General features: G+C 31.8%; 16 protein-coding genes. 8 read left to right on the top strand and 8 right to left on the bottom strand.

What is annotated here, in order from left to right:
• Positions 1-73 precede the first annotated feature (73 nt).
• The gene (locus ACZ451_RS06325) at positions 74-2,929 is read left to right on the top strand and encodes a WD40/YVTN/BNR-like repeat-containing protein (RefSeq protein ID WP_464216266.1); all 2,856 of its coding nucleotides are present in this window, start codon (positions 74-76) and stop codon (positions 2,927-2,929) included.
• Positions 2,930-2,954: 25 nt separating this feature from the next.
• Positions 2,955-3,725: a hypothetical protein gene (locus ACZ451_RS06320; RefSeq protein WP_464216265.1), complete on the top strand. Its 771-nt coding sequence runs from the start codon at positions 2,955-2,957 to the stop codon at positions 3,723-3,725.
• A 115-nt stretch (positions 3,726-3,840) separates the two neighbouring features.
• Here ACZ451_RS06320 and ACZ451_RS06315 read toward each other — a convergent pair whose 3' ends face one another.
• A complete protein-coding gene (locus ACZ451_RS06315) occupies positions 3,841-4,476 on the bottom strand; it encodes a peroxiredoxin-like family protein (RefSeq protein ID WP_464216264.1) in 636 nt (211 codons plus the stop codon).
• Between the two features lie 153 nt (positions 4,477-4,629).
• Between ACZ451_RS06315 and ACZ451_RS06310 the strand changes: the two genes are divergently transcribed.
• Positions 4,630-5,616 (top strand): ThuA domain-containing protein, encoded by a 987-nt coding sequence (locus ACZ451_RS06310; RefSeq protein WP_464216262.1) that lies wholly within the window; start codon positions 4,630-4,632, stop codon positions 5,614-5,616.
• Between the two features lie 182 nt (positions 5,617-5,798).
• Here the strand turns inward: ACZ451_RS06310 and ACZ451_RS06305 are convergent, their stop codons facing one another.
• From ACZ451_RS06305 to ACZ451_RS06290, 4 genes are all read right to left on the bottom strand, one after another.
• Positions 5,799-6,425, bottom strand: coding sequence for a TlpA family protein disulfide reductase (locus ACZ451_RS06305; protein ID WP_464216261.1), 627 nt, complete (start codon positions 6,423-6,425; stop codon positions 5,799-5,801).
• Between the two features lie 51 nt (positions 6,426-6,476).
• Positions 6,477-7,406: a hypothetical protein gene (locus tag ACZ451_RS06300; RefSeq protein ID WP_464216260.1), complete on the bottom strand. Its 930-nt coding sequence runs from the start codon at positions 7,404-7,406 to the stop codon at positions 6,477-6,479.
• Positions 7,407-7,440: 34 nt separating this feature from the next.
• The gene (locus ACZ451_RS06295; protein WP_464216259.1) at positions 7,441-8,181 is read right to left on the bottom strand and encodes a hypothetical protein; all 741 of its coding nucleotides are present in this window, start codon (positions 8,179-8,181) and stop codon (positions 7,441-7,443) included.
• 185 nt (positions 8,182-8,366) lie between these two features.
• The gene (locus ACZ451_RS06290; RefSeq protein WP_464216258.1) at positions 8,367-9,167 is read right to left on the bottom strand and encodes a hypothetical protein; all 801 of its coding nucleotides are present in this window, start codon (positions 9,165-9,167) and stop codon (positions 8,367-8,369) included.
• Positions 9,168-9,722: 555 nt separating this feature from the next.
• On the opposite strand from ACZ451_RS06290, the gene ACZ451_RS06285 reads away from it, so the two are divergent.
• The 3 genes from ACZ451_RS06285 (at position 9,723) to ACZ451_RS06275 (ending at position 14,203) form a co-directional block, all read left to right on the top strand.
• Positions 9,723-10,277 carry a helix-turn-helix transcriptional regulator gene (locus ACZ451_RS06285; RefSeq protein WP_464216257.1) on the top strand — a complete coding sequence of 185 codons (555 nt, stop codon included), beginning with the start codon at positions 9,723-9,725 and terminating at the stop codon, positions 10,275-10,277.
• Between the two features lie 204 nt (positions 10,278-10,481).
• Positions 10,482-12,566, top strand: coding sequence for a hypothetical protein (locus ACZ451_RS06280; protein ID WP_464216256.1), 2,085 nt, complete (start codon positions 10,482-10,484; stop codon positions 12,564-12,566).
• A 152-nt stretch (positions 12,567-12,718) separates the two neighbouring features.
• Positions 12,719-14,203, top strand: coding sequence for a DUF5018 domain-containing protein (locus ACZ451_RS06275; RefSeq protein ID WP_464216255.1), 1,485 nt, complete (start codon positions 12,719-12,721; stop codon positions 14,201-14,203).
• 11 nt (positions 14,204-14,214) lie between these two features.
• Here ACZ451_RS06275 and ACZ451_RS06270 read toward each other — a convergent pair whose 3' ends face one another.
• The 3 genes from ACZ451_RS06270 to ACZ451_RS06260 are packed head-to-tail and all read right to left on the bottom strand — an operon-like array spanning position 14,215 to position 19,469.
• Positions 14,215-15,552 carry a Kelch repeat-containing protein gene (locus ACZ451_RS06270; RefSeq protein ID WP_464216254.1) on the bottom strand — a complete coding sequence of 446 codons (1,338 nt, stop codon included), beginning with the start codon at positions 15,550-15,552 and terminating at the stop codon, positions 14,215-14,217.
• 14 nt (positions 15,553-15,566) lie between these two features.
• Positions 15,567-17,621, bottom strand: coding sequence for an IPT/TIG domain-containing protein (locus ACZ451_RS06265; protein ID WP_464216253.1), 2,055 nt, complete (start codon positions 17,619-17,621; stop codon positions 15,567-15,569).
• 3 nt (positions 17,622-17,624) lie between these two features.
• A complete protein-coding gene (locus ACZ451_RS06260; RefSeq protein WP_464216252.1) occupies positions 17,625-19,469 on the bottom strand; it encodes a Kelch repeat-containing protein in 1,845 nt (614 codons plus the stop codon).
• 361 nt (positions 19,470-19,830) lie between these two features.
• Here ACZ451_RS06260 and ACZ451_RS06255 point away from each other — a divergent pair, with 361 nt between their 5' ends.
• Both ACZ451_RS06255 and ACZ451_RS06250 read left to right on the top strand, forming a co-directional pair.
• Positions 19,831-20,781, top strand: coding sequence for a hypothetical protein (locus ACZ451_RS06255; protein ID WP_464216251.1), 951 nt, complete (start codon positions 19,831-19,833; stop codon positions 20,779-20,781).
• A 152-nt stretch (positions 20,782-20,933) separates the two neighbouring features.
• Positions 20,934-22,514 carry a tetratricopeptide repeat protein gene (locus ACZ451_RS06250; protein ID WP_464216250.1) on the top strand — a complete coding sequence of 527 codons (1,581 nt, stop codon included), beginning with the start codon at positions 20,934-20,936 and terminating at the stop codon, positions 22,512-22,514.
• Positions 22,515-22,619 lie beyond the last annotated feature (105 nt).

Genomic DNA, 22,619 nt, shown 5'->3' with positions numbered 1-22,619 from the left:
TACATATTCTATAATCCTTGTAAAACCAACTATTTTTTAGTAGAGTTTCACTAACTTTCCCCTGACTAATTATATGATCATGAAAAAATTATTATTACCTGTGCTACTCTTTTTTATAAGTTATAGTTACGGACAGCAAGAAGCAACTTCTAAAACTACCATATTGCAAAGTCTTAAAGAAAAAGAAGCCCTTGCAAAAAATTCTTTAGTAAAAAATATCCCATTAAAAAATATTGGTCCTACAGTGATGAGTGGCCGTGTTGTAGACATTGACGTAAACCCAGAAAACCCTATCGAATTTTATATTGGTTATGCTTCGGGTGGCTTATGGTATACAGATGATAATTGCATTTCTATGGTACCCGTTTTAGATAACGCTGATACACAAAACGTTGGCGATATTGCTGTAGATTGGAAAACAGGTACCATATGGGTAGGAACCGGAGAAAATAATGCTTCTAGATCTTCCTATGCAGGCATTGGGATTCTAAAATCTACCGACAAAGGAGAAACTTGGCAAAACATGGGATTATCAGATTCGCACCATATCGGTAGGATTATCATTAACCCAAAAAACCCAAATGAAGTAATCGTAGGCGTTACAGGGCATTTATATTCTCCTAATGAAGAAAGAGGCATTTATAAAACTTCTGATGGTGGCCTTACCTGGCAACAAAAATTATTTGTGAGTAACACTGCCGGAATTATAGATGTTGCTGTAGCACCCAATAATTTTAATATAATGTATGCTGCATCATGGGAAAAAGATAGAAAAGCATGGAATTTTAAAGGAAATGGTAGTGCATCTGCCATTTATAAAAGTACGGACGGAGGTGATACTTGGAATAAAATTTCTACGCCAGAAAGTGGTTTCCCTACTGGCGAAGGCGTTGGTAGAATAGGACTTGCAGTATATGATGATGATACTGTTTACGCTATACATGACAGTCAGTTTAGGCGAAAAAAAACGAAAAAATCTGAAAAAAAATCAAAAGGACTAACCAAAGAAGATTTTAAAACCATGTCTTCTGAAACTTTTCTAAAACTAGATACTAAAAAATTAAACAAGTATTTAAAAACAAATAATTTTCAAGAAAAATATCGTGCAGATGATATAAAACAAATGGTACGTAGTGGTGCTGTAAAACCAGCAGACTTAGCTAAATATTTAGAAAATGCCAATACTTTACTTTTTGATACGCCTGTTATTGGAGCAGAAGTGTACCGTAGCAATGATGGCGGTAAAAGTTGGAAGAAACAAAATGAGGAGTATATAGATGATCTTTTTTATAGTTATGGATACTATTTTGCGCAAATACGAGTAGATCCTAGTAATGTAGATAAGATTTATTTAGCTGGTGTGCCTATTATAAAATCTAATGATGGTGGAAAAACCTATACTTCTATGAGCAGAAGAAATGTACATGCAGACCACCATGCGCTATGGATAAATCCAAAGAAACCCGGACACCTTATTAATGGAAATGATGGTGGTGTAAACATTTCATATAACGATGGTAAAAAATGGACAAAAAACAATTCGGCAGCTGTAGGCCAGTTTTACAGTATAAATGTAGATAACCAAAAACCATATAATGTGTATGGTGGCTTACAAGACAATGGCGTTTGGAAAGGGGCACATAATGCCCCAGAAAATGAGCAATGGCAACAAACGGGGCAATACCCCTGGAAATCTATTCTTGGAGGCGATGGCATGCAAGTACAAATAGATGCGCGTGATGTAAATACGGTATATACCGGTTTTCAGTTTGGAAATTACTTTCGTTTAGATCTTTCTAACGGAAAGCGAAAATTTATTCAGCCTAAGCATGAGTTAGGCGAAAACCCATATCGTTTTAATTGGCAAACACCAATTCTATTATCACCTCACAACCAGGATATTTTATATTTAGGCGGTAATAAATTACACCGCTCTATGAACAAAGGTGATGATTGGGATACCATTTCAGAAGATCTAACACAAGGTGGTAAAACAGGAAATGTAGCCTATGGTACATTAACCACTATTTCTGAATCTCCTTTTAAATTTGGTTTAATTTATACGGGTAGTGATGATGGTATAATACAAGTAACTAAAGATGGTGGCAACCAATGGGAAAATATTACCGCTGCCTTGCCTAAAAATTTATGGGTGAGTAGAGTAGCTGCATCAAAACATAAAAAAGAACGTGTTTATGCAAGTTTAAATGGGTATAGAAACGATAATTTTACGCCTTATATTTTTAAGAGTGATGATTATGGCAAAACATGGACCAACATTGCAAACAATATTCCAACCGCAGCTGTAAATGTAATTTTAGAGGATCCTGAAAATGAAAATTTATTATTTGCAGGTACAGATAATGGTTTATATGTTTCTTTTAACCAAGGTGTATCTTGGGACGTTTTTCAGAATGGAATGCCCAATGTTGCTATTCATGATCTAGTAATTCAACCCAGAGAAAAACATTTAATTATTGGCACACATGGGCGTAGCATCTATAAAGCGGATATTGCCACCTTACAAAAATTAAATGCTGAAATAATAGGCAAAACTGTACATGCTTTTAAACCAGAAAATATAAAATATTCATCTGAGTGGGGCAATGCATGGAGCTCATGGTTTGAAGCTGAAAAACCAGGGTTAGACCTTACCATATACAGTGCTAATGAAGCAACTTATGAAGTAGAAGTACTCACTACTGATGGTGTAGCAATAAGTACCTCATCATTGCAAGCAGACAAGGGCTTAAATGTATTATCGTATGATGTTACTTTTTCTAAATCTGGGAAAACCAATTATTTAAAAAAGAAAAAAGAAGCAGTAGAAACTGCTAAAGATGGAAAAACCTATTTACCCAAAGGAGACTATTTTATTAAAATTAGTGGCAATGGAAAAACCCAAAAAGTAGCTTTTAAAATAGAATAGCAATACACCCTATTATAAATACAATATGAAAAATTCTAAATTAAAAATAGTTAACTCCCTATGGTTTATTATTGCATTAGGGCTATTGCTATTAAACGATTTTTGGTTAAAAGAAACTTTCCACAATTGGTTTACAGGTAAATTATCGGATTTTGCTGGGTTATTTGTTTTCTCACTATTTTTTGCGGCCTTCTTTTACAAAAGAGCCAAAGTTGTTTTTTGGTTAGTGGGTATTCTTTTTATTTTATGGAAATCTCCTTTAAGCGAAGGTTTTATAAGCACGTGGAATAGTTTACAATCTATACAAATCAACAGAGTTGTAGATTATACCGATTTAATAGCACTATTAATTTTGCCATTGGCTTATTTTTATTTTAAAAACACTGAGAAAATTAAAGAAGTAGCTATTCCTAAGTTTATTCCTTTAACCATAGCCGTTTTTGCTTTTGTAGCAACATCTGTTGATGAAGAATTTATACCTAGCACTCCAATAAACGAGAGTTATGATATAAATCTATCGCTTACAGTACTTTTTGATAGACTTGAAACTATTGAAACTATTGATTTTAATAGACCTGAAGACTTAAGCGATAATAGTGCAGGTTATGTGATTTATATAGTTATAGACACTCCTGCTTGTGCAAATGGGTTCTTAGAAGTGAGCTTAGCCATATCTAGAATTACCGATACAACCACACAAATTGTTTTAAATTCTGGTCGTACAGAATGCGAAGACCTTAATAACAGTGAAAGTTTTATTGAAATTTTTGAAGATACTATTATAAATAGACTCTAAAACAGCATCATAATACAAACGTATTGCATAAAAAACCTCTTGAAAATACTATTTTTTCAAGAGGTTTTTACATAGCATTTATTTTGTTACACTAAAAAAGAATAGCCAAACTGGACTACAAAGCAACTAAAATAGCTACTGGGTCAGCTCTTTTTGTATAATCTTCATTTACAAAACTGTAGGCAATTTTTCCTTTATTATCCACTACAAAAGTAGCTGGCATTGGCAATTCAAAATTGCTGTTTCCGTTATGCTTTTCTACATCAATACCAAAAGTGTTGTATACTTCCTGTAAATCTTTAGGCATAGCCATTACTAGACCTAATGCTCTAGCATAATCATTATTATGATCTGTTAACACATCAAAAGAAAGTTCATTTTTTTCTGATGTAGTTAAGGAGTTATCTGGTGTTTCTGGTGTAATAGCTATTAAACTAGCACCTTTTGCTTTTATTTCTGGTAAAGCAGCCTGTAAAGCTTGTAATTCTATATTGCAATAAGGGCACCAGCCACCTCTGTAAAAAGAAACGACTAAAGCACCTTCTTCTAAATAGTTAGAAATGTTTACATCATTACCATTAGCGTTAGGTAAAGTAGCTGTTGGGAAATTAGCCCCAACTTTTACTGCTTTTTCAGCCAAATGTGCTGTTTTTAATGCTGCAGTAGCTGCATCCATAACCGTTAAAGCTTCCGCAGGAATACGAGCTCTACCTGCCTTGTTTTTTTCTAATAAATCTTCTGTTAAAGACATCTTATATTGTTTTTTGTTCTTATAAGTGCATCAGTCTTTCTAATTTTAAAAGCATTACAACTGCAACGTTAAAACTATGTTATTGTACATATGATTTTTGCAAAGAACTATATCATTACAAAAGCCTATATTTAAGAACCAAAATTAAAAACCATGCTAAAAAAACTCACTTTAATTGCGCTAGTACTTGTACTCAATAATGGGTGTAAGGCTACCAAAGCAAAAAATACAAGCCCGGAAAAAAAAATAAAAGTTTTAATTATTGATGGTCAAAACAACCACGACCAATGGCCTAAAATAAGTTTTATGCTAAAGCAATATTTAGAAGAAAGTAATTTGTTTACTGTAGAAGCTTCCCGTACCGCAGTAACATGGAAAGGTGCAAATTTTATTGCTGAATTTCCTTTACAAGGAACAGAAAACACAACAGCTGTAAATAAACCTGAAACAGATCCTAATTATAGTCCAGATTTTTCTAAGTACGACGTAGTCATCTGTAATTTTGGTTGGAATGCCGCTGCATGGCCAACAGAAACACAAGTTAATTTTGAAAAACACATTAAAAATGGCGGTGGATTAGTTGTTTTTCATGCGGCAGATAATTCTTTTCCTCAGTGGAAAGCGTACAACCAGATGATTGGTTTAGGAGGATGGGGTGATCGTAACGAAAAAGATGGTCCTTATGTGTATTATGATGATGCAGGTACATTAATACGCGATACGGCTCCAGGAAATGGAGGAGCACATGGCCCACAAAGCGAATATCAAGTTAAAATAAGAAATGCAAAGCATCCCATTACTAAAGGCATGCCACTTACTTGGATGCATACAAAAGATGAGTTGTATAACAGCTTAAGAGGGCCTGCAGAAAATATGGAAATATTAGCAACGGCCTATGCGCCAAAAGAAAACAAAGGAACTGGCAGACACGAACCTGCCTTAATGACGATACATTATGGCAATGGACGTATTTTTCATTCCATTATGGGTCATATAGATTATTCTGTAGAGTGTGTTGGTTTTATTACTACAATGCTTCGTGGTACAGAATGGGCTGCAACAGGAAGAGTGACTCAAAAAATACCTGAAGATTTTCCATCAGCAGAAAAGTCTAACTCAAGAAAATTTATAAGAAAGTAAAACGCAAAACCCTAACGTACTACCTTCTCTTACCATAATTACTAACCTGTTTGCGTAATATGCACTGTATTTAAGAATTTAAGGTTCAACAGAAAAGGTATTTGCATTTTTTTGTCAAAAAATAACCCGAGCCATATGGTTATGACCCGGGTTAATATTAAAAACTAATGCTTATGAATATGCTAACTAGCTGAAGTCTCTTCCACATTTTCTATTAAGGATTTTAACTCTGTTTGAGTAATGGGATAACCAACGGCTTGTACAATATTAGTTGTTGAGACTAACATGGTAGTTGGGGTACCTTCTACCCTATATTTAGCATACACATCTGGAGTACCCTCTAATACCTTAAACGAAAAACCATTATCTGCAATAAGCTTCTTATTCTCCTCTACAGTAGCTCCAGACTGTATTATAACCACTTCTATATTGCTATTACCTTTTGCAAAAGCCGCTAACTCTGGGTAGTATTCCTTGCAATAAGGGCAAGAGGCACTAGAAAAAACCAAGAGCTTTTGCTTGTTAGGCGCAAGGTCTGTAAGACGCTGTGGCGTTTTATCAGTATCTAACAATTCAAAAGCAGGGGCAGTATCGCCCTGGGCAAGTCCTTCACTTTGTTTTTGTAGGTCAACTGCTTTTTTAAACTCGGCATACACAAATGATACCTCTTCGGTAATATCTGCTACCTTTTCTTTGGTTGTTTTTAATACCAATTGCTGTTGGTAGCTAGTATAGCCTAGAAAAAAGAGCATTAGTATAGTAAACAGTTGCAGGAATACAGTTGTATTTTTTTTTACAGGTAATTTCATAAGATGATATATTTAATTTAGTTAATTGTACTTTTTGTTAGAACTAATAGTTTAATTTTGTTGCCTCCAAAGGGTATAGATAGAACCAATTCTATCATTAAGAACCCTGCCAAACCTTGGATGAGACGTACGGCAAAAAATAGCACCAATTTGTGTATTTAAAGTTTCGTTAGAGACCATAGCTACACCTGCACCCGAATGTGATGCTCCTCTAAAAGAACTCAGCTTATTATTAAAGCGACTTCTAAATGCATGTAAGCGATTGTAACGTAGTGGTCTTATACTGTAATTGCCCCCACCCCAAACAGGAAGTGCATCGCCTCTGTAATCGTAATTTGTATAGAAATAGCCACAAAAACGTTGAGCACTATAATCACCACATCTAAAACGTAATTTAGGATATGGTTGACTCAGTGTAGATTTAGGTAACCAAGTCGCATAAGATCCTTTACCTCTGCGATCATAACGCGCTTTTACACGACCAACAGGGTCTAAAACTTCTAGCATGCAATTTGGTCTAATAACTGCTGTTCTTGCTGTTGCACCAACAATTTTAACAATATTGTCTATAGTTATTGCACCTGGGCGATATGATACAGAACGAGACGTTTGTACACTTCTTTGCTGATACCTAAAATCTCCAGAATATATGACAGCCATATAGATACGATTTTTAGTAGGTAATGGCGAAGTAGTAACTTTACCTTCGAGATCAACATTTTTTACATCTAAATCCTCTACAAAACCTTCTAGTTTAGGAAGGTTTTTAGAATCGGGTAAATCTGGTAAAAATTCACCATCAGGGGCAATTTCAACACCCTCTTCGAGTAATTCGCTACGGGTCATATCGTTTAAAACTATCTCTTTTGAATCATCGCTTGCTTCTGCTTCTTCAGCTTCAGTTACATCTAGCTTATTACAAGACGAAAAGCTAAGCATCATTGCTATGGCTATAAAGCTTAAATAATTTAATTTTTTCATTTTAATATATTTTTAGATTAATAATTGTACTTTTTTATCTTCTCTTTGTTTTAATTTGAAGTGTATCTTCGCATACGGCGGTAGCAACATAACATGTTGCTAATTTACCAGCGGCAACAAAAGTTTGCCAAATTACTGCAACTAGGCTATTGATTCCTAATTGAGTTAAATTAAACCTAAACCGCCGAACATCATTAGGATTTCCATTGTATCTAATTGCCATTGCAAGATTTCCATTGTTAATAGCGTAAGCCACATCTACTACAGTGCTCCCTCCTGCAACGCATAGGCATGCGCTTAATATCGACCTGCATAATTTTTCATCTGCTCTTTCGGTTTCTCTTTTAGCTTGACTGACAGTCTTAGCAGCGCGTTGCGCTTTGGGAGTATCATAAATTGCTTTAGCAAACGAATCAAATTTCTTGTCTAATGCAAAATCCAACATCAATTTTTTGGCATCTTTTTGAGTAACTGAACTTTTACCTCCGTCACTATTTCCATACATTCTATTCATGACCATATAAATTTCATTGCTTAAATTATTTTTTTGCAATAAACGGGTTTCATTTAAAAATTGATATTTAAATACTTCTTCGGTCATTCCCTTTTGCTCACACTCTTGCTTTAGCATTTTGGTTTTATGTATGGTTACTAAAAGATCTGATATTTTAGTTAAAACTTCAATATTGGCATTAGGGGACAACTTTATATTATCGTCCTGTGCAAAACCAATAGAGGCAAGGCATAAGCATATAATTAATATATAATATTTCATTGTATGTTTTTTTAAGATTATTAAATAGTCTACTTCTCTGTTCGTATTACCTATTATTTTAGTTTCTTTTAGGAAATACATACGTACTGTAGGTGTTTAAAAACGAAGAATACAGTATAATTTTCCTAAAAAACTTTTACTAATCACGAGTAGAGAATAAGTTAAACTTAATTTTAGTTTAGATTTTATCTAAGTTGTTTAGCCCTTTCACAAACGTCATATGTTTTACCACATAGAACATATGCAGCTCCAGCAATGAAATACTGGGCTACTAGTACAGTTGATAATGTTATTCCAGAAATTACATTATTAATTCTTCCCCTAGGGGTAATCCATGTCCAATTTACCGCACTATGTAAAGTTATCAATCCTGAACCTAACTGTATACCTGCACCAAACATACAGAGTCCATAAACAGCTCTACAAGCAGTAACATTCATTTTTTTAAATAGATCAATAGCTCTCCTTCCTAGAGGTTTTGGAGGGTTCTTATTCATATAAGCTATCTCTGCCATACTACCTATTTCATCGCTAAAAGCAATTTCGTAAAGTATATCTATTGCATTTTCTCCAGAAATACTCTGATTTATACGTGGTGTTTTTAAATGCGCTTTTGCTTTTGTATCAGCATCTAAATCACTATAATCTAGACTGGCATGATAAAGATCATAGGAAGATTGATTAAAGGCATCAATTGTTTTAATACTTAGTTTTTCGAGCTTTGATGCTGCTGAGTTTTTAGCAGAACGAGAAACTAACAAATGTACTTTAAATGCCTCTTTAGACATACCCTTATTTTCTTTTTGCAGCTTTTGATAAAGTAACTTTAGCTCATAAGCATTTTTAAAAAGAGTAACGTACCTATCAAAACTTTGTGATTGTAGTTCTTTTAGTGCTTCTGGCACATGTACTGTTTGTTCTTGCGCTTGTGTATGGCTAAAACTAAATAAGAGCCAACAACACAAGATTGCAATTTGTGTTTTCATCTGTGTTTTCATTTTATATATATTAAGTTATTAATACCCTAAATAGAAGAATAAAAAATTACTGTTTTAAGGAAAAGTGGCATACTTAAAGTAACGCGTAATGTTACATTTTGTAATCTAAAAACTACAATAAAAAAATTAATGATTACACAAAGTATATAAAAAGTAACTCTTTAGATAAATTTTAGAGTACTATATGTTTACATTTAGGTAACAAGATGTTACTTTACTAATACAGAACAAAACCCTATATATTTTTATTAAGTTTATTAATTTAACAGTATTTTATTGCGATATAAGCAAAAAGTATGTTTTTCAGTATATAAAAAACTAAAAATCAATTAGTTAAAAATCAATTAAGTTTTTATTTTAATGCGCTATAAGCTGTAAAAAACTAACCTATTTATAAAATCTCCTTTCACTATAAGAAAAATCTATTTGTATGGTTAGAACAAATGCAATATATTGTAGCATAGAGTAGTACAAATTAATAATCCGTATACCCATAATCGGTACCCCCCTTGCTATTGATAATAACCTTAACCAACACTTATTATGAAAACATTTACACTTTTGGTATTAATAGTACCTAGTAGCACACTCCTTTTTTTTCTGGTGTACCAACACATCCTGTTAATAAGAAAAGTAAAAAAACTAAAAAGTTGTATCGCAAAGCGTAACAACCAGTTTGTAGTATTTGCCGAAGAAGAAAGAACATTTCGCAAAGACATTAATATGTTGGCAAATTCAATGTTGGCTCATATAAAGCAACACGACTTTACTGCCTTAAAGCGAGATCAAAAAGATTTAGAACAAATAGCTTATCATAAATCACAGATTCTTCTGTTTGAGGAAGATATGCAAAAATCGAACTTGCTTTTTGAAATAATCTTACGCCAAAAACATCCTGAACTCAGTAAAAATGATATTAAACATTGTATTTTTCTTAAAGTTGGGCTTTCATTAAAAGATTGTGCACAGTTAATGGGAGTAAGTCTTGATGCAGTAAAAATGGGCCGTAACAGAGCAAAATGTAAGATAGGTCTTGGTAAAAACGAATCGTTAAGAACTTATATTCAACATATACAAGGCAAAGTTTATAGTATTTAGGTTTTTTTCTATTCATAAATTATAGATTGTTCTTATTTAGCTACACTCATATTTTAAGTTGTACTAGAATACCTAGCAAACTATTAATACAAGAGTAATATTAGGTATAAAAAATAAGGAGAGTTTGTTTTTTAAAAAACAATGATCAGTATAAAAATAATTACATTTACTACAACATAGTAAGCATCTCCTAAACACACTAGAATGAAAAAATACACTTTATTTTTAAGCCTTATTTTAATTTTTAGTTGCACTTCTAAAGTGAGTACCCTTAACATTTATGTTGATGAAAACCTCCAAGCTAACTTAACATACGGATTAGAGAAGCTAAAAACACAACTGCTTGCAAACGGTGTACAAGCTTCATTTACAGAAATTAAGAATGATGCGCAGCTACAAATAATGCAAATAGGTATAAATAAGGATGAAGATGGTTTTGCCATAAAAAAAGAAGGCCAAAAAACAATGCTTAAGGCTTCTAGTAATAGAGGTTTATTATATGGTCTGTTAGATATAGCAGAACAATTAAAAAAAGGAGCTGCTTGGGAAACCATACAGCCAAAAGAAATTACTGCCCACTATTCGTTTAGAGCTATAAAATTTAACTTACCCTGGTTTCCCTATAGAGGCGGGGAAAATCTTTCTTTACATCATGAAACCTGTAAAGACCTAAAATTTTGGGAAGCCTACTTAGATATGATGGTAGAGAATAAATTTAACGTCCTCTCCCTATGGAATTTGCATCCTTACATGTATATGGTGCAATCAGAAAAATTCCCAGAAGCTTCTCCATTTAGTAAAGAGGAAATGTTGGAATGGAAGACTTTTTGGAAAACACTTTTTAAAATGGCTAAAGCTAGAGATATTGACCCCTATATTTTTAACTGGAATATCTTTGTTTCAGAAGAATTTAGCAAGGCCTATCATGTAGCGGGTTATTCCAAAGATGGTGGGTATTGGGGTGATGGAGAGACCAATGAAATTATTGAAGCATATACCCGAGAAATGGTTTCTAAAACTATAAATGAGTATAAAGATATTGTAGGCATAGGCATTACGCTTGGCGAGCGTATGGGAAGCATGACTTCTGAAATGCGAAAAGATTGGATTAACAGAACCCTTATAGAAGGTATTAAACAAGCAGACAGAAAAGTAAAACTATTTTATAGAGCACCTCTTTCTGCTGGTTTATCTAGTGAAGGAACGGTTAGTAAAGCTACTGAAGAAATTACAAGAGAGGCTATAGAAAATATCGGTTTGGAAGATGATGTATTACTAGGCTTTAAATTTAATTGGTCTCATGGGCATTCATCACCTAAATTATCTATAGTACATGGAGGTATTTTAACGGATACCTATTGGAATCCGAAACCTAAAAACTATAAAGGTGTTTATACCGTTAGAAATGAAGATTTTTTTGCATTGCGTTGGGGGCAACCCGATTTTATTAGAGCGTATTTAAAGCATAATAGTCAAGATTATATGGCTGGAGCTATCATAGGATCCGAAACCTATATCCCTGCAAAAGACTATATCACTAAAAAAGAATTCCGCTCTTGGAAGTATGCTTTTGAAAAACAATGGCTATTCTACAAATCTTGGGGTAATTTACTATACAATGGCAATACCCCTGATACTTATTTTGCTGAAGCATTAGCAGAAAAATATAACATTAAAGATGGTAGTAAATTACTGGATGCGTGGAAGCTTGCTTCCCAAAATGCCAATAGCTTTGCCAGCTTTTATAGGGGTGAATGGGATGGAACACTTTACACAGAGGGGATGACGCGAGAAAAAGGTGAATTTATTAGCATAAATAAAATAATTGCACAACCTGTATTAGATTCCACTTATGTAAATATTGCAGATTATGTAAAAGGAAACTTCAAAAATGACCAAATTACGCCTTTACAATTTGCAGAAACTATGGAAAAAAACAGTATTAAAGCGCAGGAAATTGCTCAAAAGGCAAGTGCTGAGCATAGAGAAAACACATTGTTAAAAATGGAAGCTAACGATATTGAAGCTTGGGGTCATTTTGGTTTATATATTGCAGATAAAATTAGAGGTGGTGTGGCATTAGAAAGTTTTAGAGCAAACAGCGATATAAAATCTCAAAACAAAGCTATAGTACACCTTACTAAAGCATTAGCACATTGGAAAGCATATGTAAGGGCTATGGAAAAATATAATATAACGGAAATGCCACATCAGTTTGATAAACAATTCTCTTTCCGAAAACACATAAAGGATGCAGAAATAGACATTGAGATTGCTAAAAAAGGGTAAATATAAAACTTAACAACACAGTTAAATAAGCTGTTTTAGTATTTTTCATATAATGAAACGTATTAGTAATTTTAAATATTATCATCACATATACCATATACTTTTCCTATTTTTATAGTAGTTTCTAAATTAGAAATTATAATATTTAAATTATGAAAAGACTACATTACGTATTTATACTAATTTTCCTAATTGCTTGCTCTTCAAATTCTGAAAAAATATTACTTTCAGGAAACTCAATCACACTTTTTCAGTTAGAGATTAATGGAGAAACTATTTCAGGACGAATCAATCCTACAAACAATACTATAGAATTTAATGTTATCAATGCAGATCTAACATCTATAATACCTACAATCACTATTTCTGAAGGCGCTGTAGTTAATCCATCTTCAAATTTACCAATAAACTTTAGTGAAGATGTACAATATACAGTTACTGCAGAAAATGGTAATGAAAGAGTGTATACTATTATTGTTAATAATAGTATTGTTAGTACAGAAAATCTAATTACATTATTTCAATTGCCTATTAACGGTGAAATTGTAGATGGAAACATAAATCAAGAAAATAATAGTATTACTTTTGATGTAGTTGATGCAGATTTAGAATCTTTAATACCGACTATTGAAATTTCTGAAAATGCTACTATTAACCCCTCTTTAAATTCTTCTCAAAATTTTAATGAAGTTATATCTTATACAGTTATTGCTGAAAATGATGATGAAAGAACATATACGGTTACTGTAAACAACATAAGTACAGAAAATGAAATTTTAAGTTTTACCATTGGTATTAATGGTGAATCTATAGAAGCTCGACTTGATCAAGAATTAAAAGAAATTGCTTTTGAAACTGGATCTTTTAACATTTCTAGATTAGTCCCCGAAATAACTATTTCAGAGAATGCTACTATATCTCCAGCTTCTAACGAAGCAGTTGATTTTACTCAGCCTGTAACTTATACCGTTACTGCAGAGAATGGAGACATCAGTGAGTACACAGTAGCGATTAACCAAGCATATAATATCAATGCTTTCACTTTAAGCGGACCAAGATTTGGTGCTCAGAAACTATATACTAGAGCTGAAATGTTTATTGATTTAAAATTTTTAGATCCATCTATCCCAAATACAGAATTATTTCTTACTGATGGAATAAATAGAATCGATTTGCCCATATTAGAATCAAATTCTTTTGAAAGTCAACGCATTATTAATTACCGTATTACAACTAGAATACCAGAGAATACTATCACAAGTACAAATTATAAAATCACATATAAATCTACTGATTTATTGATACAATCAGATTTTTTAATTGATGTATTAGCTGAAGATTCTCCTAAAATAATAAGCACTAATCAAGATTCGTATCGTGAAGGGGATACATTAATTATAACTGGGGAAAACTTAACAGATCTAATAGGAGTTCCATCAAATGCCTCTTTCTTCTTGTTTAATCCATTAGGAAATATTGATGTTGAATTGAATATAGAAAAAACAGTATATACGTTATTAATGCAAGGAGGATTTGTGCGCTCAGCTTTCTTTCCTTTTGATGCTGAAACAAGAGATATTATTTTCATTGGATCAGAAGGAAGACTTGGCGATCAAATTACAGTTAATATAAATTGATAAACAATAATTTATTCGATACCCCAAATATCATTTTTTCTTGTACCATCATTACCTCCAATTAATATAATTTGATCATTTAAAATAACTGTTTTGTGTGAAAATCGACCAGAAAAAGATGTGCTGTTTGGTATTTCATTAGTCCAGTTCACACCATCTTTACTTGACCACATACCACCTCTTCTACCAGCACCTAAACCTCCAATAACCCAAATTTCATTGTCTAACACTACGCTAGAATGCCCCCATCGTACTGGAAACTCAGCATTAATAGTTTCTATATCCCATTTAACACCATCAATACTAGACCATACATCATTTAAAGCTCCAAAGCCACTACCTTGATTAGAATTAATTCCAGCAATCACATACATTTTATCATTAAAAACTATTGTTGTGTGCCCTTGTCTACTAGGGAAATTAGCATTTTCTGTTTCCAACACCCAATTTATTCCGTCTTCACTAGACCACACATCATTATATTCAAATTGATTGTCTTGACCACCTATTAACCATAATTTATTTTTGTAAACAGATAAAGTATGGTTATACCTTCCTATAAATGGAGTATTCATATTTTCTTGAATCCAATTTATACCATCATCACTAGACCATACATCATTTAGTAAGTTGCCAAAATTATCTACACCTCCAACAATCCACATTTTATTATTAAAAACTACACTAGCATGATCTCCACGAGAAATAAAACCTCCATTATTTGTTTCCTTTATCCAATTAATACCATCTTCACTAGACCAAATATCATCTGCACGCTCAAATCTATCAATTCCTCCTAAAATCCATAGGCGATCATTAAATACAACTACAGAATGTTCTTCTCTTCCCTCAAATTCTGCCTCAGAGACAAGTCTATTTACGACTATTGGTCTTGTTTTAAAAGTATAAATATCACTTTTAGTAATAGCCCCACCTGAATCAGTAGCTATTACTTGCCAAGAATAAAGCGTATTTCTAGGAAAAGTTGTTTCAAACACAAAAAAGGTATTTGATAAATTTTCTGTAATTACTGTGGTTGGCTCTTCATTGTCTTTATCTAATAAAAGAGTGTAAGAGACTGAATCATTGTCGGGGTCAATTGCTTCTTCCCAACTAAATTCAGGATTTACTAAAGCAACATTCTCTTGTTGATTTGTATATGACAAAAGTTTAAATGATTCTGGAGCACTGTTAGCAGGAGGTATTTCGTCATCATTATTATCGTCATCTTGTTCCTCTTCATTTTCTACAATTTCTTCACTAGTTTCATCTCCAGGGTTTACTGAATTATCGTTGCTGCAAGCAGTTAAGAAAATTGTAAAGAATATTAAAAAAGTTACATATCTCATTTTTATTGTGAACTCTATAATTTATCTAAATTTACTTTAAAACATAGATCGTCAGGGTAATTATTAACAATCAAATAAATGACATTAGAAAATTTTAAAATAGTTGTTAACTCCGGTGATCTTCCATAGTCTTGAAAATAAAATTCATTTACATCTTCTAATTCAAACCAATCATCAAAACTAGGTTGGTATTTAAAAACATCATCTTGTGAACTTAAAAAACCTCCAAAAACCACATATCCATTACCATTATACTCAAATGAGGCTGTATTTTTCCTTACATCAGGAAAATTATCTATTCTTATCCATTCATTGCTTTGAGGAGAGTATTTCCAGAAATCGTAATCACCAGTATTAGTAGCCCCATTTCCTACATAACCTTCATTATTTAACACAAAAGTTGATGTACTACTTCTTTCATTATAATCAATTGGGAAATTGGCTATTTGGTTCCAACTATCATTAATAACGTTATATTCCCAAAATTGAGCATATGGGAGAGGGTTATCTTGCTGATTTATTCCGTCTGTAAACGCTCCAATACCCATATATAATTTTTCTTGAATAGAAAAAATAGCATTACCATTACTTTGATTATCAGGGTAATTTGTTTTTTCTTCAAATGTTAATGATTCTATTGAAAACTCATAGAAGTTACGCTCCTTATCTTCTGTAAAATAGAAAAACACCTTATTTGTCATATCGTTATAAAGTATTTTAAAATATTCATCCTTAATGCTAGTCCTTGGATAATCTACATAAAATGATGACAGTAAATTTAAGTTTGAATCTAAACGCCTTACCAAAAACCTCGAATTAGCGTCATCTTTAACAAATGTATAAGCTATATCCTCTTTACTTACAAAATGTTGGAAATAAGAATCTGGTAGCTTTTTGTATAACAACCAAGTGTCAATAAACTCAAGATTATCTTCAAATTGATAAACATGATCCATTATTTTTATTTGAAGAGTAGGGTTTTTATCATCGAAAGGTCCAATTGGCACTCTAACTTTAAGCTTGGTTTTAGATGCTTCAATCACTTTAGCTTCACGATTATCAAATAAAACAATATTATCTTCTATGATTGGACTAAATTCATTTCCAATGATTTCTATAGTCTCATAAGAACGAAAGTTTAGTGGAATTTCTTTTATAATTGGAGGTTTTATTCTAAATGTAAACTCAGAATTCACTTCTTGCAATTGGGAATTAAGTGTAAAATTATTAGTTGAAAAAGATAAAGATTCTGGTAATATAAATGTAATAGAATCTCTTGATGAGAATAACAGTTCAGTCTGTTTTTCTTCGATTTTCACTGAGTTTCTTTCATTTATAAAATCAAAATGTTTTCCATAAATAGTAATAGTATCTCCTATTGAAACATTGTTTTCCGAAATACTTTCAATAATTGGTTTAAATAAAGAAAAGCCATCATATTGTGCTGTTTTATTATAAAGTGCTATAGTTATTATTGGATCTGACCTTTCTAACGTTTTAGGAATAATACATTTTATTATAGTATCTGAAGATTCTAATACTTTAGTTATTTCTTCATCGAATAAAACTCGTATTTTATTGGTAGTTGAAGTAAAATTTAAACCACTAATTTGCAATGTATCCCCTATATGTCCCTGACTAATTTGATTATTAATTTTTGGTGCTTTACTACCTGTAGAAACAAATGATTTTATTTTTGTGAATGAATATTGTGTTCCATTATTTATATATGCTAATACATTATATTCTGTATTAAAATCTAGGTTATTATCTATGCTTTGGGAAAACTTATTATTGGTAATACTATTTGATTTAATTTTCCTAGAATTATTAAAAGTAGGATTCTTTTCTTCTGATATTAGAAATCCATATTCTGAAATTATAGTCTCATTTATATCTTTTGCCGATGCATTTAATTGTATTCCTCCATCTTCAAAAACTATCAGCTCTATTGTGAAATCTTGAATCTCAAAATTACCTTGTTTATTTTGGTCATCTACAGAATCAACTTCTTCTGAGCAAGAAAAAAGAAAAATAATGACCAAAAATAACTGTAATAACTTTCCCATTTTTTAATCTGTAAAATTTGATATTTCTGTTCTTAAAATAATATGGTCATATCGAGAAAAACCATTGTTTTCTGGAGGATAACCATTCAAATAGCCAATAAGATATACAAAGCCTTCATGTACAAACATAGATTCTCTTCCAAAATTATAGCTTTCTATTTTAAGATTTTCTTTTTTTGACCACTTATCATCATTAATATCATATTCATAAAACAATTTATCCCAGTCATGATAGAAGTAACCTTTATCTGCAATTTGTGTAAAAATAGCTTGACCTGTAGGATTTGTTAAATTTGATTTACGTACCCATGTTTCATCTGGAGTAAACTCCCAAGTTTCATATGTTCTATCGCCATTACAAATATAAATTTTATTGTTTTTTTTAAAATAATTTGAATAATAAGCATACTCATATTGGCCAAGTACTTCTGGAATTTCTGATATTTCTACCCATGAATTTGATATTGTAGAATATTTCCAAAATTTTCTGTTTATGGTATAATTTGAACGATCAAATGGTCTTGCAAGTCCTGCTCCAAGATAAAAATTATTGTTTTGAAAAAATCCTATCGTTTCCCTCAAACGATAGGAAGAGTTTAAATCTTCAAGCTCAGTAAGTTTTTTTGTTAGAATATTATATTTATAGAAGTTATTAATTTCTCTGTCTATATAGATATATAATTCTCCACCACCTATTGGAAATAACTGGATAGCTTCTCCTCGCAGTATATCACTAAATACTGGCAGATCCTCTTCTTGTTCCCATAAATTGTTTTCAGGAGTATATTTATATAATCGATAATTTGAACTTGAACTATTTTGAAACCCATCTATATAATCATAGACATTGAAATACATAGCACCATTATAATAAAAACTTTGCCTAGATATTGAACCTACAGCCGCAGTTCTACTAATTTCACTTTCTCTTTTATATCCATATAAATACCATTTATTTTTTAAATGTAGATTTAAATTTGCTTCAATTTCTTGTTCTAATACTTTTATTGATATTTTATTTATTTTTCTTCCTTCATAAGGCCCTAAAGGCATCCTGACTATTAATGAATCTCTGAAGGCTTCAATAATTTCTACTTCTTTTCCATCTATTAAAACCTTGTTATAATCATTAACAAAAGGATAAAAATTAGCTCCATAAATGACAAGTTCTTCACCTACGAGTATACTATCTTTCGAGATCTCTTTAAATTTTGGATTAGGTATTATTACTGCTTTTTCTTTTGTAATTGCTTTTAACTGTACTCTTACCAATAAATCATTTTCATGTTTATTTATATTACTTGGCAATACAAACCGAATAGAATCTTTGTTCTGATCTATAGTACTTATTCTATTATTATTTAGTTCAATTATCCCATCAATAGCATTAGGGTGATTAGTAAGATGTTTTCCATATATTACTACAGTATCTCTAAAACCAAAATTACTAGGAATTGAATCTATTTCTGGGGTATGTAATTGAAATGCATTCTTAAAAACTGCTACTGTATCTCGGTTATCTACTTTTAAATGTAAACTATCAGGGTTAAAACCTCTATAAGGTAGCTCAAATTGAATTAAACTGTCATTATTAAAAAGGATTTTTAATAGACTGTTCCCTAAGGATAAATGGATATTTCTATTAAAATTTTTTCCTTTAAAATTTAAAGTGTCACCTAAATCAGCTAATCTAGGTGTAATATCATCAAATCTTAATGCGGAATCGCCTTGGATTTCTTGCTTTTCTTCAGTATTAACTTCTCCTTCTGACATTATTATCTCAGGTTCTTTTGAGTCACTACATCCAAATAGAAAAATAAATACAATAAAAATAGAAATTAATCGCATAAAAATATTTTTTAATGCAAGTTACAAATTATTTATAGAATTTTATACGCATTTAAATAGCACATTTAACAAATACACAATAGAAAATTAAAACAATTATTGCTAGTTATTCTAGAGAAGATATATCATTATATTAATGAGAATGAGAAAGTCATCAAGCTAATTTATAAAAGATGCAGAAATAGACATTGAGATTGCTAAAAAAGGGGCACTTTAAAAAATTAATCAATAATAAGTATTATCTAAAGGTTTATGTATTTAAAAAACCATATCTATCCTTATTTTAATCTTGTGTACAACAATAAGATATATCTTTTTATGAAATTTGGGAACTAACTCAAAACTTTAAAAACTTATAAAAATGAAAACTACTAGAAAAATTACCTTTCTTATTATTACCATTTTTACGCTATCATTAGTTGTTAATTGTTCTTCAAATGATCCTGAAGACGTAGTTCCAGAAGAGCAAGCTGAAAGTCCAACTACTCCTGATGATACAGATACGGAAGATACCACTGATGAAAACGGAGATGACGCTGGAGATGGCACTGGTGACGGTACAGATGGTGACAGTACTGGAGATGGAGACGGTACAGGAGGTGATGGTACAGGAGACATGGGAGACGGAGATGGTACAGGCGATGGAACCGGTGGTGACGGTACTGGAGACGGAGATGGTATGGGTGACATGGGAGAAGGTGATGGCATGGGTGACACTGATTCTGGTGGAGGAGACACTCCGCAAAATGTAGCTGATATTGTAGTACAAATGGAAACTGCTGATTTAACGGGTACTGCTTGGCAACTTAGAACTGATATTGCTGGGTATACTGGTGATGGCTATATTATATGGGAAGGTGCAGACCAATTTTGGAATAACAGACAAGGTGCCAATATAGGAGATTTTGGTAAAATAACGTATACCGTACAAATAGATACGCCTGGTGTTTATTTATTTGTTTGGAATTCTGTAATCGGTAGAGTAGATCCTTCTGGTCCTAATACAGAGCATAACGATTCTTGGTTAAGAATACAAAACAGCGATTTTTACACCATAAATCCAGATACAAATGCGAAACACTATCCTACAGGTTCTGGAAAAACACCAAATGGTATTGCTGGAGAAAATGGAAATGGTTTTATGAAAATATTTATGAACTCACAACAATGGAGAGAAATTGCTTCTACATGGGATAATAGAGGATTCCGTGTTTTTGCAGAATTTGCTGAGGCAGGAGAATATGTTATAGAAATAGCCCCTAGATCTAGTTTCCATGCTATTGATGCATTTACGCTTAAGTTTCAAAACTAGTACATAAAATAATAAATAGCCTTATATAAAAGACTAGGTAAGAAAAACTCTTATCTGGTCTTTTTTAGTTCTAATTTAAAAGAAATGAGGTATCTAAGCTTGTTGTAACCAGTACTATTCTATATTTTTGATTTTTCTATCTCACAGTATACATGAAAAAACAAGTTTTATTTTTATTGTTTTCTTTCCTTTTTATAATCGCTAGCTTTTCTCAAAACCATCATAAGAAAGCAGAATATTACCTCACTAAGCTGCAAAAACAATTTGAAAATGGAGATTACGAAAATTTTAAATCTTATAGCGATTCCTTATACCAACATGCAAAACAGTATAAGCTAACAAAATTTCAGATTCTAGGTATGGTAAACCAAGCGGTTTACTATAAAAACAGAAAAGAGCTAAGTAATGCCATAGCACTTTACAGGGAAGCGCTTAACCTAACAAATACTATTCCTGAAGATTATAGAACCAAAATTATAGTATTAGTAAACCTTGGAAATATATATGTTAATATAGATGCACATGAAAAAGCCATAAAAACAATGAAAGAAGTTCTTTCGTTATTAGCTGCTCATGAAGAAAATCCGAAAATAGAAGCCGCAGCATTAACTGGAATGGCTAATAGTAGCGAAATTTTAGAGCGTTATAATGAGTCTATTGCATACAGGGAAAAAATAATAGAGCTCGGGAAGCGTACTAATAATGATCGTATTATTGCTACTGCACTAAACAATTTATGTGCAACACACTACGATAATGGAAGTTATAAAAAAGCAATAGCAATTGGCAAAGAAGCATTATTATTAGAACACAAAAACACAAAAAATCGAGTAACATTACTTGTTAACCTCGGTTTATCAGAAAATAAGCTAGGTCATATATCTAAAGCAGTATCTTATTTAGAAGAAGCACGTTCTATAGCCACCAAAAAACAACTTGTAGAAGAAGAATTAGATAGCTATATGCATTTGGCAAAAATATACAAAGCAAATGGAGAAAATCAAAAAGCTAGCATTGCCCAAGAAAAATACTTAGTATTAAAAAATGCTTTTTTAGAAAATAAAAATGCTGCTACCAAATTAGATTTAAAAGAAGATCTAACAGGAAAAAATAAACGTCTTAACGCTAATGAAGTAATAATTAAGGGACTTCAAAAAAATAAAATAAAGCTTCTCATATGGGCTGCAATTTTACTTGGAGCTTTTGTTATTTTATGCCTTTGGTTTTTAGCATATAAAAAGAAGATGCAAAAAAAAGAAAGAGTATTACAAGAGCAATTTATCCAGCTTAAGGATACCATCAAACAATTAGATCAAAACAAAAATACTATAACAGAAGTACAAAAAACAACTAAGAGTTCCGTTTACAAAAACTCTACTTTAAGTCAAGAAGATTTTACAGCCTACAAACAGGGTTTACTAACATTAATGCAGCAAAAGAAACTCTATTTAGATGCAGAACTCTCTCAAACCAAATTAGCAGAACAACTTCATATAACCAGCCATCACTTATCCGAAATATTGAATAAGGGATTTAATCAAAATTTTTATAATTTCATCAATTCGTATCGTATTTTGGAGGCACAAAGATTAATGCAAGATAAAAAATATCAATACACTAAAGTAATCGCTATTGCCTTTGATGCTGGTTTTAAAAGTAAAACGTCTTTCAATAGGGCTTTTAAAGATCATACTGGAATTACTCCATCTGAATACCGAAAAACTTTAAAATAAAATACCTCAGGACAAACCCACAAGGTATTCGTAAGGAAATAACTTAAAAATATCGAGGCAAGCCTCGGAGTATATAAATCCCGATTATCGAGGAAATAAGCTTCC

This window comes from Allocellulophaga tsushimaensis, assembly GCF_055383085.1.
The sequence above is the reverse complement of the archived record's forward strand: the minus strand, read 5'-3'. Positions and strand labels throughout refer to the sequence as shown.